The organism is Streptomonospora sediminis, from assembly GCF_054778995.1.
The window spans coordinates 14761-29025 of record NZ_BAAGYZ010000144.1 but is presented as its reverse complement, the minus strand read 5'-3'; the positions used below and the strand labels follow the sequence as shown (position 1 = coordinate 29025).

General features: G+C 72.9%; 14 protein-coding genes. All 14 read left to right on the top strand.

The window, feature by feature from the left end:
- The first annotated feature begins 705 nt into the window (after nt 1-705).
- A complete protein-coding gene (locus tag ACYVD5_RS27030) occupies nt 706-1461 on the top strand; it encodes a DeoR/GlpR family DNA-binding transcription regulator (protein ID WP_461003982.1) in 756 nt (251 codons plus the stop codon).
- Nucleotides 1462-2036: 575 nt separating this feature from the next.
- Complete coding sequence (locus ACYVD5_RS27025) at nt 2037-2507, top strand: hypothetical protein (RefSeq protein WP_461003981.1); 471 nt, start codon at nt 2037-2039, stop codon at nt 2505-2507.
- On the top strand, nt 2501-3367 hold the full coding sequence (locus tag ACYVD5_RS27020) for a hypothetical protein (RefSeq protein WP_461003980.1): 867 nt from the start codon (nt 2501-2503) through the stop codon (nt 3365-3367). Before ACYVD5_RS27025 ends, ACYVD5_RS27020 begins: the two co-directional genes overlap by 7 nt.
- Before the next feature lie 82 nt (nt 3368-3449).
- Entirely contained in the window at nt 3450-4199 is a 750-nt protein-coding gene (locus ACYVD5_RS27015) for an SAF domain-containing protein (protein ID WP_461003979.1), read from the top strand.
- Entirely contained in the window at nt 4199-5083 is an 885-nt protein-coding gene (locus ACYVD5_RS27010; protein ID WP_461003978.1) for a hypothetical protein, read from the top strand. Before ACYVD5_RS27015 ends, ACYVD5_RS27010 begins: the two co-directional genes overlap by 1 nt.
- A 16-nt stretch (nt 5084-5099) precedes the next feature.
- Nucleotides 5100-6464 carry a CpaF family protein gene (locus tag ACYVD5_RS27005; protein WP_461003977.1) on the top strand — a complete coding sequence of 455 codons (1365 nt, stop codon included), beginning with the start codon at nt 5100-5102 and terminating at the stop codon, nt 6462-6464.
- Nucleotides 6461-7384: a type II secretion system F family protein gene (locus ACYVD5_RS27000; RefSeq protein WP_461003976.1), complete on the top strand. Its 924-nt coding sequence runs from the start codon at nt 6461-6463 to the stop codon at nt 7382-7384. The genes ACYVD5_RS27005 and ACYVD5_RS27000 overlap by 4 nt, the downstream gene beginning before the upstream one ends.
- Nucleotides 7381-8286 carry a type II secretion system F family protein gene (locus ACYVD5_RS26995; RefSeq protein WP_461003975.1) on the top strand — a complete coding sequence of 302 codons (906 nt, stop codon included), beginning with the start codon at nt 7381-7383 and terminating at the stop codon, nt 8284-8286. Before ACYVD5_RS27000 ends, ACYVD5_RS26995 begins: the two co-directional genes overlap by 4 nt.
- A 99-nt stretch (nt 8287-8385) precedes the next feature.
- Nucleotides 8386-8559 (top strand): hypothetical protein, encoded by a 174-nt coding sequence (locus ACYVD5_RS26990; protein WP_461003974.1) that lies wholly within the window; start codon nt 8386-8388, stop codon nt 8557-8559.
- 2 nt (nt 8560-8561) lie between these two features.
- Nucleotides 8562-9017, top strand: a complete 456-nt coding sequence (locus tag ACYVD5_RS26985; RefSeq protein ID WP_461003973.1) for a TadE/TadG family type IV pilus assembly protein — start codon at nt 8562-8564, stop codon at nt 9015-9017.
- A gap of 50 nt (nt 9018-9067) precedes the next feature.
- Nucleotides 9068-9454: a TadE/TadG family type IV pilus assembly protein gene (locus tag ACYVD5_RS26980; RefSeq protein ID WP_461003983.1), complete on the top strand. Its 387-nt coding sequence runs from the start codon at nt 9068-9070 to the stop codon at nt 9452-9454.
- Entirely contained in the window at nt 9451-9915 is a 465-nt protein-coding gene (locus ACYVD5_RS26975) for a pilus assembly protein TadG-related protein (protein ID WP_461003972.1), read from the top strand. The genes ACYVD5_RS26980 and ACYVD5_RS26975 overlap by 4 nt, the downstream gene beginning before the upstream one ends.
- A gap of 18 nt (nt 9916-9933) precedes the next feature.
- Nucleotides 9934-13353, top strand: coding sequence for an OmpA family protein (locus tag ACYVD5_RS26970; RefSeq protein WP_461003971.1), 3420 nt, complete (start codon nt 9934-9936; stop codon nt 13351-13353).
- Between the two features lie 190 nt (nt 13354-13543).
- Nucleotides 13544-13918, top strand: a complete 375-nt coding sequence (locus ACYVD5_RS26965) for a hypothetical protein (protein ID WP_461003970.1) — start codon at nt 13544-13546, stop codon at nt 13916-13918.
- Nucleotides 13919-14265 lie beyond the last annotated feature (347 nt).

Here is a 14265-nt window from a genome sequence, read left to right as displayed (position 1 = left end):
GTTGTTGCTGAAGACGGGCATGGGGGTGCCTCCTTCCCTTGTCGCCGACTCCCAGCCGACACTTCCGGGTATTCATGGGGGAAACGCACCCAAACAAACAGCTGGGGGAGAACGAACGTGGCGACGGACGGCGACGGGAAGGTTAACGCTGCTGAAACCATGGCTGATGATCGGCTGCGCTGCGCCGATGTGGCTCCGTGTGTCCTTCGCAACAGGTCGCCGAACCGGACAGTGCGCGCTGCCTGCGCCGCCCCGCGCCGCTCTGGGCGGCACGTTGCGGCTCTTGCGCGGCCTGCACGGTCGGCCGGGCGCAATGCCGAGCGGCTCCCCGGTCGGCGGTTGCGCATTGTGTGGCGGGCACTCGGCGCGGAGATGGCGGCGGGATGACCGGTTCCTTCTCGGGTGCTTGTCGTTCCGGGGTGCCGCACGCATTGTTCGTGCCAGGGGCAACATTAAACAGCAACCGTCACTGCACTAACGGAATCGTTCAGTGGCGGGGTCGGCGTTCAGTGCCAACGGGAACGAACAGGAACGAACGGGAGGGAACGTGAACGGACGGGAACGGTGCGATCGGCGAAAGTTTTCGATCGGGTCCGCGGTCCGTGGATTTCCGGCGGTTTCCACTCATACGACAAGTTCCCTTGAACGTTTCCGATCAGCTTACTAGCATCAATAAAAGCCACACCGAAACGCAGGTGATGTCACATGTACGCCGAAGAGCGGCAACGCAGCATCCTGGAGCGCGCCCGCAGGGACGGCAAGGTCGACGTCGCGCGCCTCGCTTCGGAATTCGATGTCACCTACGAGACTGTGCGGCGCGACCTGACCGCGCTTGAGCGCCACGGTGTGCTGCGTCGGGTGCACGGCGGAGCGATCCCCGTCGAACGCCTGGGGTTCGAGCCCACGCTGGCCCAGCGCGACTCCGTCATGACCCCGGAGAAGGAGCGCATCGCCAAGGCCGCTCTCGACGAGGTGCCGGTCGAAGGGGCGGTTCTGCTGGACGCGGGTACCACCACGGGCCGACTCGCCGAACAGTTGCCTTCCGACCTCACGGTCGTCACCAATTCCGTCTCCATCGGGCTGACACTTACCCCGCGCGCCAACATCAACCTGATGCTGCTGGGTGGCAGGCTCCGGCCGCGCACGCAGGCGACAGTCGAGAGTTGGGCGCTGCAAGCACTGGAGGAGACCTTCGTCGACGTCGCCTTCATGGCCTGCAACGGCGTCTCGGCCGAACACGGTCTCACCACGCCCGACACAGCGGAAGCCCAGGTCAAGCGGGCGATGATCCGCTCGGCGCGCCGTGTCGTCCTGCTCGCCGACCACACCAAGGTGGGCAACGACCACTTCGCGCGCTTCTCCACACTCGACCAGGTCGCCTGCATCATCACCGACTCCGGCCTCGCCGATGGCCTGGCCGACGAACTCGCCGCCTTCGGTCCCCGGGTCGTCGTGGTCTGACCCGCTGCCGCGGTCGGCGCCGCCCCCGTGGCGCTGGCCGTCCGCCGCCGGCCGCCCTTCCGCCATCGGTTCCCCTGGTTTTCACCGCCGGTTCGCCCGGCTTGGGCCGCACCGCCGCACACGGCCCGGCTTTCGCATGCGCGCAGCCAGGGGGCGGTTTGCCCACCCCGGACAGCGCGTGGCAACGTGTGTGATTTAGGTTGTCTTGTCGTGGTGTTCAGTTGGCGCAACCTTGTTTGCCACACTGACCTTCTATAAAGTTGCCCAAAGCCAAGGGACAACGCAGGCAATACAACACCAACGCCCGACCTGAGCCGCAGCGGCCGACGGGTAGCCGAGTAGCGGCACCCGGTCAGCCCTCCCCCTCGGTTCTTACGCGCGGCCGAGCCCTCTGCGCCGATCGCGGAGCACGGCCGCCGGCCGCCGGTGGAGCCCGCCGAACGGAACTCCTGGGATGGAATCGAATGCAGCCAACGATCGGCGCCGTGCTTCCGCACCGGTCGCCTGGGAGCGGTCGTGTTGCATCCGCGGCTGCGCTCAGGGCGGCTGCGGGCTGTGTACTTGCGCTGTCCGCCATGCTGCTCGCGGGCTGCTCGGCAGAGGGGGCGCCGCCCGACCAGGGCGCGGATGCCTCTTCGGCGGGTGCGCCGCAGCCGACCGCCACAGCGGCCGGCGACAAGGGGGCGGCGCTGGCCGCCTACACCGCCATGTGGCAGGAGGCGGCGGAAGCCTCGCACCAGGGCGGCGGCGCCACCGGCGACCTCGACCGCTACGCTACGGGCGCCGCCCTGCTGCTGCTGAGCGAAGCCCTCGCCGGCGCGGACGGCACAAAGGTCACCGGTGAACCCGTGCTCGCTCCCGAAGCAAAGATGAGCGACGCCGACCACGTGCAGGTCACCGATTGCCTTGACGACTCCGGTTGGAACCTGGGGGCAGGACCCTCGTCGTCGGCGGCCGGGCCGCGCCGCGTCGAGGCGGGACTGGTCCACGACGGGCTTGCCTGGCGGGTCAGCGAACTACGGATTTGGGAGCCGGGAACATGCTGAATCGGACGGGAACGGCCTCCCTCGCGGCCGTCGTGCTCGTACTGGCCACCGCATCGGCGGCCCGTGCCGACACCGGAGGCGGAGGGGCGCCCTCCGACTCCTTCCTCGGCCAGATCGAGTGCGGCAACGACGGCGGAGCCGGCTGCGACATCATCCTCCAGTGGATGCAGCACAACGGCGGAAAACCCGGCAGCGGCGGCGAACCCGCTTCCGATGACGGCGGCGCCGAACCCTCCACTCCGAGCAAGTGGGACTCGGTCGACTGGGACGCCGTCGATTGGGATGCGGTGGATTGGGACGCCATCGACTGGGAGTCGATCGACTACAGCCAGGGCGAGGACGGCGGCGGCGAAGAAACCCCCGCCGACCCCATGGCGCTGATCGTCGAATCCATGGACTCCTTCGACCTGCCCAAGCCCGAAATCTCCTCCTCCCCGGCGACCGAATCCCTGGTCTTGGTCAAGACCCCGGTTTGGCTGTGGATCGACGATCAGCAGTGGCAGCCCACAACGGCCGAGGCCGACGTCCCCGACCTGTCCCTGGAGCTCACCGCCACCCCGCGCGCCACCCGCTGGACCATGGGCGACGGCACCGAGTTCACCTGCGACGGCCCGGGTACCCCTTACGACCCCGAAGTGCACGCCCCCGACACGCAGTCGCCCGACTGCGGCCACGTCTACCAACGCTCCTCTGCGGCCCAGCCCGGCGGCGCCTACACGGTGACCGCGGAAATCACCTGGGACCTCAACTGGGAGATGTCCAACGGCGAGACCGGCCGGCTCGACACCGTCACGACGGCCTCGCAGGTCGACCTGACCGTCGAGGAGTCCCAGGGCCTGGTGACCGGGGGCGGCGCGTGAACACCGACGGCGCCGCGGCGCCCCCCGCTCGTCCCGCTGCGGTGCCGCGGACACCGCCCACAGCACGAAAGGCAAGGACACGGTGAGCACCACGACCGGCGCGCGGCCCGCAGCCGCCGAGAGCCGTCCGACCACAGCGCCACCGCAGGTGCGCCTGTTGGGCAGCGGCCCCCGGCGGTGGCGCTGGCTGGGCCTGGGGCTGGCCATCATGACCGCGGGCGCCCTGGCCGGCGTTGCCGCGGTCGAGCGCCTCGACGACCGCCAAGAGGTACTGGTGGCCGGGGGCGACCTCGCGGCCGGCCACGTCCTTACCGCAGCCGACCTCGAAGTCGCGCGCATCTCCGTTTCCCAGAGCGTCTCCGTCGTCGAGGAGGACCGGCTGCAGGAGGCTGTCGGCAGCGCCCTGACCGTCCCTGTCCCCGAAGGCGGCGTCCTGCCCGCCTCGGCGCTGGGCCCCGGATCCGACTACCCCGCCGACGGCAAGGCCGTCGTGGGCGCCGTGCTGGCTCCCGGACGTTTCCCCGCCTCGCTGGAGCGCGGCGCAGCGGTGTCCGTGGTGCTGGTCGGCGACTCCACCGCTCCCGGCGGCGCCGTTTCCGGCTCGGGCGGCGGTTCGGGCGGCGGCACCGGCGGGCAGGGCGGCGCCGCGGCGGGTTCCGGTTCCGGTGTCACCGCCTACCCGGCCCGGGTCCAGTCGGTGGAGGTCTCGGAGTCCGACGGTTCGGCAAGCGTCGAGCTGGTCGTCGCCGCCGATGCCGCCGCCCAGGTCTCGGCCGCTGCCTCGACCGAGCAGGCCGCGGTCGTGCAGGTGCAGCCGAGGGGGCAGGGCTGATGGGACAAACCGTCGCACTCTTCTCGCTGGGCGGGGCGCCCGGTGTCACCGTGACCGCGCTGGCCATGGCCGCGGTGTGGCCCGAACCCGCGGGTGCGGCGCTGGTCGAGGCCGACGCCTCCGGCGGCGACATCGCCGCATGGCACCGGCTGCAGCCGTCTCCCGGTGTCACCGACCTCGCCGCCGCCACGCGCCACCGCGGCCCCGGCCAGCAGGCCGACCCGCACGCCTACACCCAGCAGCTGCCCGGCGGCTTGGCCGTGTGCCCGGGCCCGGCCTCGGCGGACCCCGCAGGCGGCGCCGTCCAACTGCTGGCCACCAACAACCCGGCGCTGACCGCCGTCCCCGCCGCGGCCCCCGCTGCCACCCCCGGCACCGCCCCCGCCGCTGAAGCGGACGGCGCCGCCGGCACGGGCGCCGCCGGCTCTGCCGCCCTCATCGCCGACCTCGGACGGCTCGCCCCGCGCACCCCGACCGCGCACCTGGCCGCCCACGCCGGCGAGGCACTGCTGCTGGTCCCCGACGACCTCGCCCAACTGCGCCGGGTCAAGCAGTCGGCGACCGCGCTGGCCGACTCCATCGAGCGGCTGCGCGTTGTCGTCACCGGCGGATCCGGTGCCACCGGCGAGATCGCCGAGGTACTGGGCCTGCCCGTCTTCGACACCCGCATCCCCGCCGACCCCAAGAGCGCCGCGTTCCTGCGCGGCGAGGCGAACCTGCGCCGTCCTGCCCGCCGCCCGCTGTTCAAAGCCGCCCTCGCCCTGGCCCGTACCGTTACCGCCGCAGGCCAGGCGGCAGCGCAGCCGCCGCCGCAGCCGCGCGCGCAGCGCTACGCCGCAGCGGAGCCCGCCCGCGGCGCCCGCGGAACGGACACGCAACCGTGAGCCATCGGAGGGCCAAGTGAGCGAGACCGACCTCTCCCAGCGCGGCGGGCGCTTCGACCGCTTCGCCGACCCCGAACGCGCCGAACGCGAGGACGCGTGGACGGCATGGGTGGCCACCGAGGCCGGCCGCCGCCTCAGCGAACTGCTGAGCAGCGAAGAGACCGACGCCAAGGATTACCGCCGCCACGCCGAACGCGTCATCGCCCAAATCCTCGACGAGGCCGCCCGCACCGCCCTCTCCCAGGGCCGTGCCGTGCTGGACTCCAACGCCGAAGAGGTGATCGCGGCCCGCGCCCTGTCGCAGGTGTCGGGCCTGGGGCCGCTGCAACCGCTGCTGGACGACCCCCAAATCGAGAACATCAACTGCAACGGCACCCAGGTGTGGGTCCGCTACGGCGACGGCACCCGCGAACGCCGCCCCCCGCTGTTCGCCACCTCCGACGACCTTGTCGCGCTGGTGCGGCGCATCGCCGCGGAATCGGCGACCGGCGAGCGGCGCTTCGACCCGGGCGCGCCGATCCTGGACATGCCGCTGCCCGGCGGCGAACGCATGAACGCCATCATGGACGTCGCCCGCGCACCCGCCGTCTCCATCCGCCGGCACCGCCACACCAACACCTCGCTGAGCCGGCTCCGCGAACTCGGCACCCTCGACACGCTCTCCGAGCGGCTGCTGCGCGCCGCCGTGCGCTCGCGCCGCAACATGGTGGTCACCGGCGGCACCGGCGCCGGAAAGACCACCCTGGTCCGGGCGCTGGCCGCGGAGATCCCGCCCACCGAGCGCCTGGTCACCATCGAGGACGTGTTCGAGCTGGGGCTGGACCGCGACGTCGAGGCCCACCCCGACTGCGTCGCCCTGCAGTCCCGCCCCGCCAACGTCGAGGGCGCCGGCGAAATCACCATCGCCGACCTGGTGCGCGCCGCACTGCGGATGTCGCCCGACCGCGTCATCGTCGGCGAGACCCGCGGCCACGAAACCGTGCCGCTGCTCAACGCCATGAGCCAGGGCAACGACGGCAGCCTGACCACCCTGCACGCCGCCGACTCCGCCGGTGCCTTCACCAAGCTCGGCGCCTATGCCGCCCAGTCGTCCGAGCGGCTGCCGCTGGAGGCCACCGCCTCCCTGGTGGCCGCGGCGGTGCACCTGGTCGTGCACGTCTCGGCGCTGCCCACCGGCGGCCGGGTCGTCACCAGCATCCGCGAGGTCGTGGGCTGCGAGGGGCAGAACGTGGTCTCCAACGAGATCTTCCGCCGCGACCGGGGCGGCGAACCGCTGCCCGCGGCGCCGCCCAGCCCGGCCACCGTCGACGCGCTCGCCGATTCCGGGTTCGACGTGGCCCTGCTCAGCGGCGGCATGGGTGTAGGCGGGTGGCCCGCATGACCGGCCCGGCAACCGGAATCGCCCTGGCGGCCGGCTGCGGCGCGCTGGCGGGGGTCGGACTCTGGCTCACCATCGCCGCGCTGTCCATGTTCCCGTCCTCGTCGCGGCGCAGCCGGCCGTCGCCGCGCGCCCTCCTGCTGGGCCGGCACCGCCCGCTGCGGCTGGTGGCCGCCCTGGCCGCAGGCGCGGTGGTCTGGACCGTGACCGGCTGGCCGGTGGCCGCGGTACTGGCCGGGGCGGGCGCCTGGTGGCTGCCGGGTGTCCTGGGACCCGACCGCGACTACGACCGGCACGTCGCCGGGGTCGAGGCCGTGGCCTCGTGGGCGGAGATGCTGCGCGACCTGATGGCCGGCGCGTCCGGACTGCACCAGGCGATCGCCTCGACCGTGCCGATCGCCCCCGAGGCCATCCGCGACGACGTCGCGCGGCTCGCCGAGGCCCTGCGCCAGGGCAGTCCGCCGCAGGCCGCGCTCAACGAGTTCGCCGAAGACGTCGACAACCCCATCGCCGACCTGGTGGCCGCCGCGCTGAGCACCGCCGCCTCCCGGCACGCCACCGACCTCGGCGTCCTGCTGGGCACGTTGGCCGAGGCGGCGCGCGAGCAGGCGGCGATGCTGGTGCGCGTGGCTGCGGGCCGCTCGCGGGTACGCACCTCCACCCGCATCATCATCGCGGTCACCCTGGGCACGGCCGCCGCGCTACTGCTGTTCAGCCCCGACTACCTCGAACCGTTCGACACGCTGCTCGGCCAGTTCATGCTCGCGGGGATCGGCTGCGTGTGGGCGGGCGCCCTGTACTGGATGGTGAGCATGTCCAAGCCCCGGCAGGCTCCGCGGGTCCTCGCGCCCAACGCGCCGGCCACCGCGCCCACTGCTGATGCGACGGCGGATTCCGGCGACGGAGCGGGGGTTTCGGCATGAACGGCCCCGCATTCCTGTTGGCCGCCGCGGGCGGCATCGCGGTCGGACTCGGCCTGTGGCTGCTGCTGGCCACCCGCTACTCGCGGCCCTCCCTCAGCGAGCGCATGGCCGACCCGCCCCCGCCGCCCGCGCTGCGCCCGGCGCGCACCTCGGCCGCTCAGGGGCCGGCGGCCCGGATCGGCGCGGTCGGCGCCCCGATAATGGGGGCGCTGGGGTTGCCCAGCGCCCGCGCGCGCCGCGACCTGATGGTGTGCGAACGCGACACGTCGGCCTACCTCGCGGAGAAAGCGATCGGGCTGCTGCTGGGGCTCGTGGTGCCCCCGCTGATGGCGGTCCCGCTGGGTGCGGTCGGCATCGACCTCGCCTCGCTGTGGGGGGCGGCGGCGTGGCTCATCTTCGCCGGCGTCACCTGGATGGCGCCCGACCTGTCCCTGCGCGACGAGGCCCGCAAACGTCGCGAGCAGATGCGCCACGCCCTGGCCGGGTTCTCCGACCTGGTCGTGGTGGCCCTGGCCGGCGGTGCCGGGGTCAACGGCGCGCTGTCCGACGCCGCATCGGCGGGCGGCGGGTGGGCCGTCGCCCGCATCCGCGAGTCGCTGCGCATCGCCGCGCTGCGGCGCGAACCCGCCTGGGCGGCGCTGCGCGAACTCGCCGAGCACTACGACACCCCCGAGTTCGCCGAACTCGCCGCCAGCCTGCAGTTGGCCGGCGCCGACGGCGCCCGCGTGCGCGGCTCACTCGCCGCCAAGGCCAAGACGCTGCGCACCCAGTTCCTGTCCGAGCTCGACGCCGAGGCCCAGTCCGCGACGGAGCGGATGAGCCTGCCGGTGGTCCTGCTGTTCGCCGGGTTCCTCGGCCTGCTCGGCTACCCGGCGCTGACCCACATCATGACCAGCTTGTGACCCGCTGCTCCGCGGACCCGCAACGACGCGACCGCACCGCAGCCCCGAACCCCCGAATCCCCCGAACCCGACTCTGAAACCCGCTCCGAGGGAGTCCCGATGAACCTCCTACTCCAACTGATCCGCGACCGCCGCCGCCGCGCCCAGGGCGACGCAGGCTATTCCACCGAGACGGTCCTGGTAATCGCACTGCTGGCGGTCATGGCGGTCACAGCGGTCGGGTTCATCTCGTCTGCCGTGCTTGAGCGGGCCTCCTCGTTCACGCTGGGGTGACCGTGCTCCTGCACAACGGCCACGGCCACGGCGGCCAGGGCAGCGCCGGCGGCGACCGCGGCAGCGTCGAACTGGCCATCGCGACCCCGCTCATGCTGCTCCTGGTCATGCTGGTGCTCCAGGCGGGCGTCTGGGCGCACGGCGACCACGTCGCGGCGAGCATCGCCCGCCGCGCCGTTGAAGCGGCCCGCACCGTGGAAGGCAGCGGTGCCCAGGCAGAGGCCGAGGCGGCGGCCGACAGCCTCGGCGGCAGCCTGCTCGGCGACCGCAGCATCGTCATCGAACGGGGGCCGCAGAACGTGCGGGTGGTCGTCGCGGCCGAGGTACCCACCCTCATCCCGGGCATGAACTGGCCGGTGCGCCACGAGCTCACCGCGCCCACCGAACGCTTCGTCGCGCCCGAGGACGCGCAGGGCGGCGGCGCTGCCGGCGCGCCTAGCGGGGGAGGGGCGCCGTGATACAACGCCGATCCCTGCGCGGCTCCCGGCGCGACTCCCAGCGCGGCTCGATGGCGGTGGAGCTGACCATCCTCACCCCGGTACTGCTGCTGTTCGCCCTGCTGATGATCCTTGCCGGGCGCGTCACCCGCGCCGATACCACCGCCGACGAGGTCGCCCACTCGGCCGCGCGCGCCGCCTCCCTGGAACGAACGCCCGACCAGGCCGAGGCCGCGGCCTCGGCGGTCGCCGCCTCCGCGCTGGACAGCCAGGGGCTGGCGTGCGCGGATTACACGCTGAACCTGGACCATGGCGGGCTGGATCCCGGCGGTGCAGTTACCGCGGTACTGGAGTGCCACATCGGGCTGGGCGACCTCACCGGGCTGCAGCTGCCGGGCACACATACGGTCGAAGGGGAATCGACGGTCGTCGTGGACACTTTCCGGGGGCGGCCGTGAGCGCCGCGCGCGCCGGCCGGCGCGCCCACCCGGCTCCGCGCCGCGGGTGCAGCGCGGTCGGCGCCCGCGCGCAGGACAGCGGCCAGGCCACCGCGTTCGTCGTCGTGATGACGGGCGCGTTCCTGCTCTGTCTGGGCCTGGTGTTCGACGGCGGGGGAGTGCTGCGGGCCAACACCCGCGCCCACCTGCTTGCCCAGGAGGCCGCGCGCGCCGGAGTCCAGCAGATCCACTGGGAGGACTACCGTGCCGGCGCCCAACAGGTCAGCCTGGACCCCATCGCCGCCGGCCGGGCCGCCCGCTCCTTTCTGGCCGACTCCGGCACAACCGGAACCGTCAGCGTCGAAGGCGACACGGTCACCGTCACCTGTTCCGTCGACTACGACTTCGCACTCCTGCCACTGGGCGCCACAGCGGTGGAAGCCACCGCAAGCGCACGCCCCTACAGCCAACCCGCTGCATAGCGATCCGTGGAGGCGACCATGAGCACAATCCGCCGACTGAGCGCGCTACTGCTCGCCTCGGCCGTACTGATCGGGATCCCCTACGTGCTGCTGCGGCAGTTGCCCTGGCCGCAGCTCGACCTGTCCTGGCAGAGCATGGTTGTGCACCTGAGCAGTTTCTCGGCGCCTCCGGGCGTGCCGATGGCGCTGCTCATCATCGTGCTGTGGGGGGTGTGGGGCCTGTACGGTGCGGCGCTTGGCGCCGAGGCCGTCGCGCGCTTCCGCGGCGGGGGGCTGCGCATCCGGCCGCTGGGTCCCCTGCAGATCGTCGCCGCCACCGCGCTCGGCGCGAGTGTCGCGGCGCCCGCAAGCGCCATGGCCGACACCGTCCAAGTGCACGACCAGGATGCGGAATCGGACGTCGGCGACAACACGAGCCGGCCCGACGGCAACGGGCAGGGCCGCAACGCACCCGACCAGGCACCGCAGACCCCGGTCGCCGACCCGGGCTGGACCGCTGAGCGCTCCCGCACGGTCGCCGGGTTCGAGTTCGGTTCGACGCAGCTCACCGATCCGATGCGCCAGGACCTCTCCGGCGTGGCCGACCTGGTCCGCGACTTCGGCGGGTCCAACGCCTCGATCCGCATCACCGGCCACACCGACCCCTCGGGCACCGATGCGGTCAACCTCGACCTGTCCAAGCAGCGGGCCCAGAGCGCCGCCGACTTCCTGCGCGGCAAGCTCGGCGATGATGCGCCGCCGATCGAAACGAACGGCGTCGGCTCCCAGCAGCAGCGCGACGGCGACGCCCAGGCCCAGCGCCGGGTTGAGGTCGTCTACCAGGTCGCCGCTGCGGACACCAACAACGCCCCGGCGACGACCCAGGGGCAACCGGACGAGGCGGGGCAGCCGGGCCAGGACGGCCAGGGCGACCAGACCGAGCAGGGCGGCCAGGGTGGTCAGTCGGGCCAGGAAGGCCAGGGCGGACACGAGGGCGAGGGCGGCCAGGGCGGTCAGGAGGAGGCCGCCGGTGCCGGCGCGGCGGTCGGCGCATCGCAGATCACCGAGAACCCGGAGACGGCCGACGTGTCCGGTGCCCCCGACGGCAGCGGTGCCGCCGCGGGGGAGGCGGCCCCGGTGGTGATGCTGGAGGTGCCCGACATGGCCGCCACCGGAGCGCTGGCCGTCGCCGGGATCGTGGGCGGCTATGCGGCCGGCCGCAAAGGGCTGCGGGTGCCGCAGCTGTCGCTGCCGCGGATGCCGTGGGGCTCGCGCGAACCGGAACGCCCCGCGCTGCCCCCTGTTCCGGCCCGCCCCAAGCCGGCCCCCGATATCGACGACCGCGTCAGCATCGAACTGGACCACGTGCCGGGCATCGGCATCACGGGCCCGGGCGCGCGGGCGGCGGCGCGCAGGCTGGTCGTCAACGCGCTGGGCGACTCCGCGCAGCATCCCGCCCGGATCCTCATGACCGGGACCCACGCCGTTCAGCTGCTCGGCCCGGAAGCCTATGGAGTGCTGGAGTCGCACCCGTGCGAGCCGGTGCAGCTGGTGGACTCCATGAGCGACGCGCTCGCACAGCTGCAGCGCGAACTGCACGAGCGGGCCGCCGATTCCGACGCCTCCGGCGAGGGCCGGCCGCTCGTCCTGCTCACCGACAACGACAGCGAGCACGAGGCGGCACTGTCCGGGCTGCTGCTGCATGGCCAGCGGCGCGGTATCACCGCGGTGGTCACCGGGCGCTGGCCGCTGGGCGGCAGCTGCCATATCGACCAGGACGGGCTGATCACCGAGACCAGTCCACCGCTGAACCCGCTCTTCCACGCCTCGTGGCCGGGGGCGGACCAGAGCGAGGTGGTTTCCGCGGTGCGCGCCTACCGCCACTCCCGGCCCGCGAAGCCGGTCGGCGGGTTGGCCGCTGTCACCCCAGCGGCCACTGCGGCGGCGGCCGCGGCAGCCGCCTCGGCAAGGCGCGCCGAGGCGGCTCGCGAACGGACCGCTCGGGAACTGGAAGAGGGCGTTCGGCGGCCGGCCGCGGCGAGTGCGAAGGCCGCATCCGCCGCCAATGCCGCGGCCCCGGCCGCGGCGGCCCCGGATCGGCTGGAAAGGCCGGAGCACCAGGAGCAGCAAGAGAAGCAAGAGAAGCAAGAGCAGGCGGAGAAGCCGAAGAAGGCCCGGAAGCTGCGCGGGGCCGGAGTGCGGTCGACCGGGGAATCCGCGGGCGGCACCGAGAAGGTTGTCGACCTGAGCGGTTTCACGGCCGCGCTCAACTCGGCGGAGCCGAACCGGGCCGCCGCAGCCGCGGACACCGAGTCGGCGGTCGCGAAACCTGCCGCCGCCGAGACCGACCCGGCCGCCGCTGGATGGGTCACCCCGGCCGGGGGACCGGAAGCGGAAACGGCACCGGCTGTACCGGCACCGGCACCGGCACCGCAAACAGAGCAGAGCCCGAAGGAGGCACCGGAGGTCGAGCCGGTAGTGGCGGCGGGGCCTGTCTCGCGGCTGCCGCGCAGGGGTACCGGTGCGAACAAGGGCGGCAAGGACACCAAGGCCGCCAAGGCCGACCAAGCCACCACGGAGGCGCCCGCCGCTTCCGCCGAGACCGCTGAGCCCGCCGACACGGCCGCCAAGCCTGCCGAACCCGCAACACCCGATGAGGCGCAGCGCCCGAACGCCGAGGCGGGGAGCGAGCCGGCACCTGCGGGCCCGGTGTCAGCGCTGCCGCCGCGTAGCCGCACCGGCACTGCAGCCGACAAGCGGCCCGAGCCGCAGGATGCCCGGACCGTTCCGCCGGTGCCGGACAAGTCCGCACTGCCGTCGATGATGCCCCCCGAGCTCGAAGCGCTCACCGCCCTCGGCGCGCCCGGGAAGGATGAATCGGCAGGGAAGGATGAATCGGCCGGGAAGGAGAAAAAGGGAGGGTCGACAGCGTCCGGCGATTCCAAGCACTTCACAGGAACCGATACCGGAGTGCGCGGTCCGGACGCCGGTGTGCTGGGCAGGAAGAAGGCCCCCGCACGCCCGGGGCGGGCCGATCCGGTCGATCCCGCCGAACGGGCCACTGAGGCCGATACCGCCGAATCCGCCGGGTCCGGGCGCGGCAACCGGTCGCAGGATCCCACCGCCCGCGCTGCCCGGGTGCGGCGTATGCGCCTGGCCAAGGCCGGCAGCGGGAGCCAGGAGAACGCCGCTACCGGCGGCGCCTCGGCGGAGGCCGATCCCACTGCAGACGCGCCCCGCGGAGACGGCGCATCCGGCGGCGGCTCCAAGAGCGGATCCGGTTCCGGGCCCGCCCCCCAGGGTGCTGCGGAGGAAGCGTCGGCTCCGGCACAGGATCCCGGGCAGCCGGAATCGGCCGCCGACGACGGCACCGGGGACGAATCCGAGGCGCGGCGCCTGCCGCGCAAACCGCGAAAGGCGGGCCGCGGCCGCAACTGGCGTCCACGGGAAACCACCTGAGGCCGCTCCGGAAGCGGGCACCAAGCCACTTGGGGTTAACCGGTTAAGAACACATAAACCAACCCGAAAAACAACCCAAAACCACTTCCTTGCGGCTGTTGGTGCGTGGTTGACTCCGTAGCGCCATATCGACCGGACCCCCGCCTTCGGGGCGTCCGGTCGCCCCCTCTCATCGTCCTGGAGGACAACCATGTCCGTATTCCGCCGAGGCGCGGCGCTCGTCTCATCGGTGGCCGTCGGCCTGCTGCTCACGGCCGGCCTCTCGCTCGCCGCAGCCTCGCCGGCCTCCGCCGCGGGTACGTTCCGGCTCTGCAACGTCGGGTCCGGCTACAGCGCAAACGCGGAGTTCCCTGGCAGAGGGGGCTTCTCGACGTTTGTCGTCAGCTCCGGCCAGTGCACCAGCGTGAGCACCAACGGCGGTGAATCCTTCCGGGTCCACCTCGTGAACTCCGGCGGACGGCACCGGCTCAGCCGCCTCTACACGATTCCGCAGGGGCGCAGCATGCAGTTCTCCACGGGCGGCACCTTCGCCAACCCGCAGTACACCCCGCAGGTCTACGGCTAAGCCCCAACCGCGGGGGTGAACCCGCCGAGCATGCAGAAATGCCGTGATCCGGCGCCGGATCACGGCATTTCTACATGCTCGTTGCCGCACACCGCCGCCCGCCCCGCCCCGCCGACCCGGCGCCAGGTGTGTGGTGCCCGACCCCGCCCCGCCGCCGCAGTCCGGAATACCCGGCCATGGACCCGTTCCCGCCACCGGTCACGGCGTGTGTCCGGCGGAGGGGCGCATGCAGCAGAGTAAGGTGGCCTCCGGCTTCGGGCAGGCGGTCGAGCGCGCCCGGACCGCTGTGCTCGTGCGCCGCCGCGTCCCCCGGTCATCGGCGTCTGCGCCGCGAGTCCGCCGTCCGG

What these genes read in the sequence shown, in the direction of transcription:
- ACYVD5_RS27030 (WP_461003982.1), top strand. Translation starts at nt 706, where the DNA reads ATGTACGCCGAAGAGCGGCAACGCAGCATCCTGGAGCGCGCCCGCAGG.
- ACYVD5_RS27025 (WP_461003981.1), top strand. Translation starts at nt 2,037, where the DNA reads ATGCTGCTCGCGGGCTGCTCGGCAGAGGGGGCGCCGCCCGACCAGGGC.
- ACYVD5_RS27020 (WP_461003980.1), top strand. Translation starts at nt 2,501, where the DNA reads ATGCTGAATCGGACGGGAACGGCCTCCCTCGCGGCCGTCGTGCTCGTA.
- ACYVD5_RS27010 (WP_461003978.1), top strand. Translation starts at nt 4,199, where the DNA reads ATGGGACAAACCGTCGCACTCTTCTCGCTGGGCGGGGCGCCCGGTGTC.
- ACYVD5_RS27000 (WP_461003976.1), top strand. Translation starts at nt 6,461, where the DNA reads ATGACCGGCCCGGCAACCGGAATCGCCCTGGCGGCCGGCTGCGGCGCG.
- ACYVD5_RS26995 (WP_461003975.1), top strand. Translation starts at nt 7,381, where the DNA reads ATGAACGGCCCCGCATTCCTGTTGGCCGCCGCGGGCGGCATCGCGGTC.
- ACYVD5_RS26990 (WP_461003974.1), top strand. Translation starts at nt 8,386, where the DNA reads ATGAACCTCCTACTCCAACTGATCCGCGACCGCCGCCGCCGCGCCCAG.
- ACYVD5_RS26980 (WP_461003983.1), top strand. Translation starts at nt 9,068, where the DNA reads ATGGCGGTGGAGCTGACCATCCTCACCCCGGTACTGCTGCTGTTCGCC.
- ACYVD5_RS26970 (WP_461003971.1), top strand. Translation starts at nt 9,934, where the DNA reads ATGAGCACAATCCGCCGACTGAGCGCGCTACTGCTCGCCTCGGCCGTA.
- ACYVD5_RS26965 (WP_461003970.1), top strand. Translation starts at nt 13,544, where the DNA reads ATGTCCGTATTCCGCCGAGGCGCGGCGCTCGTCTCATCGGTGGCCGTC.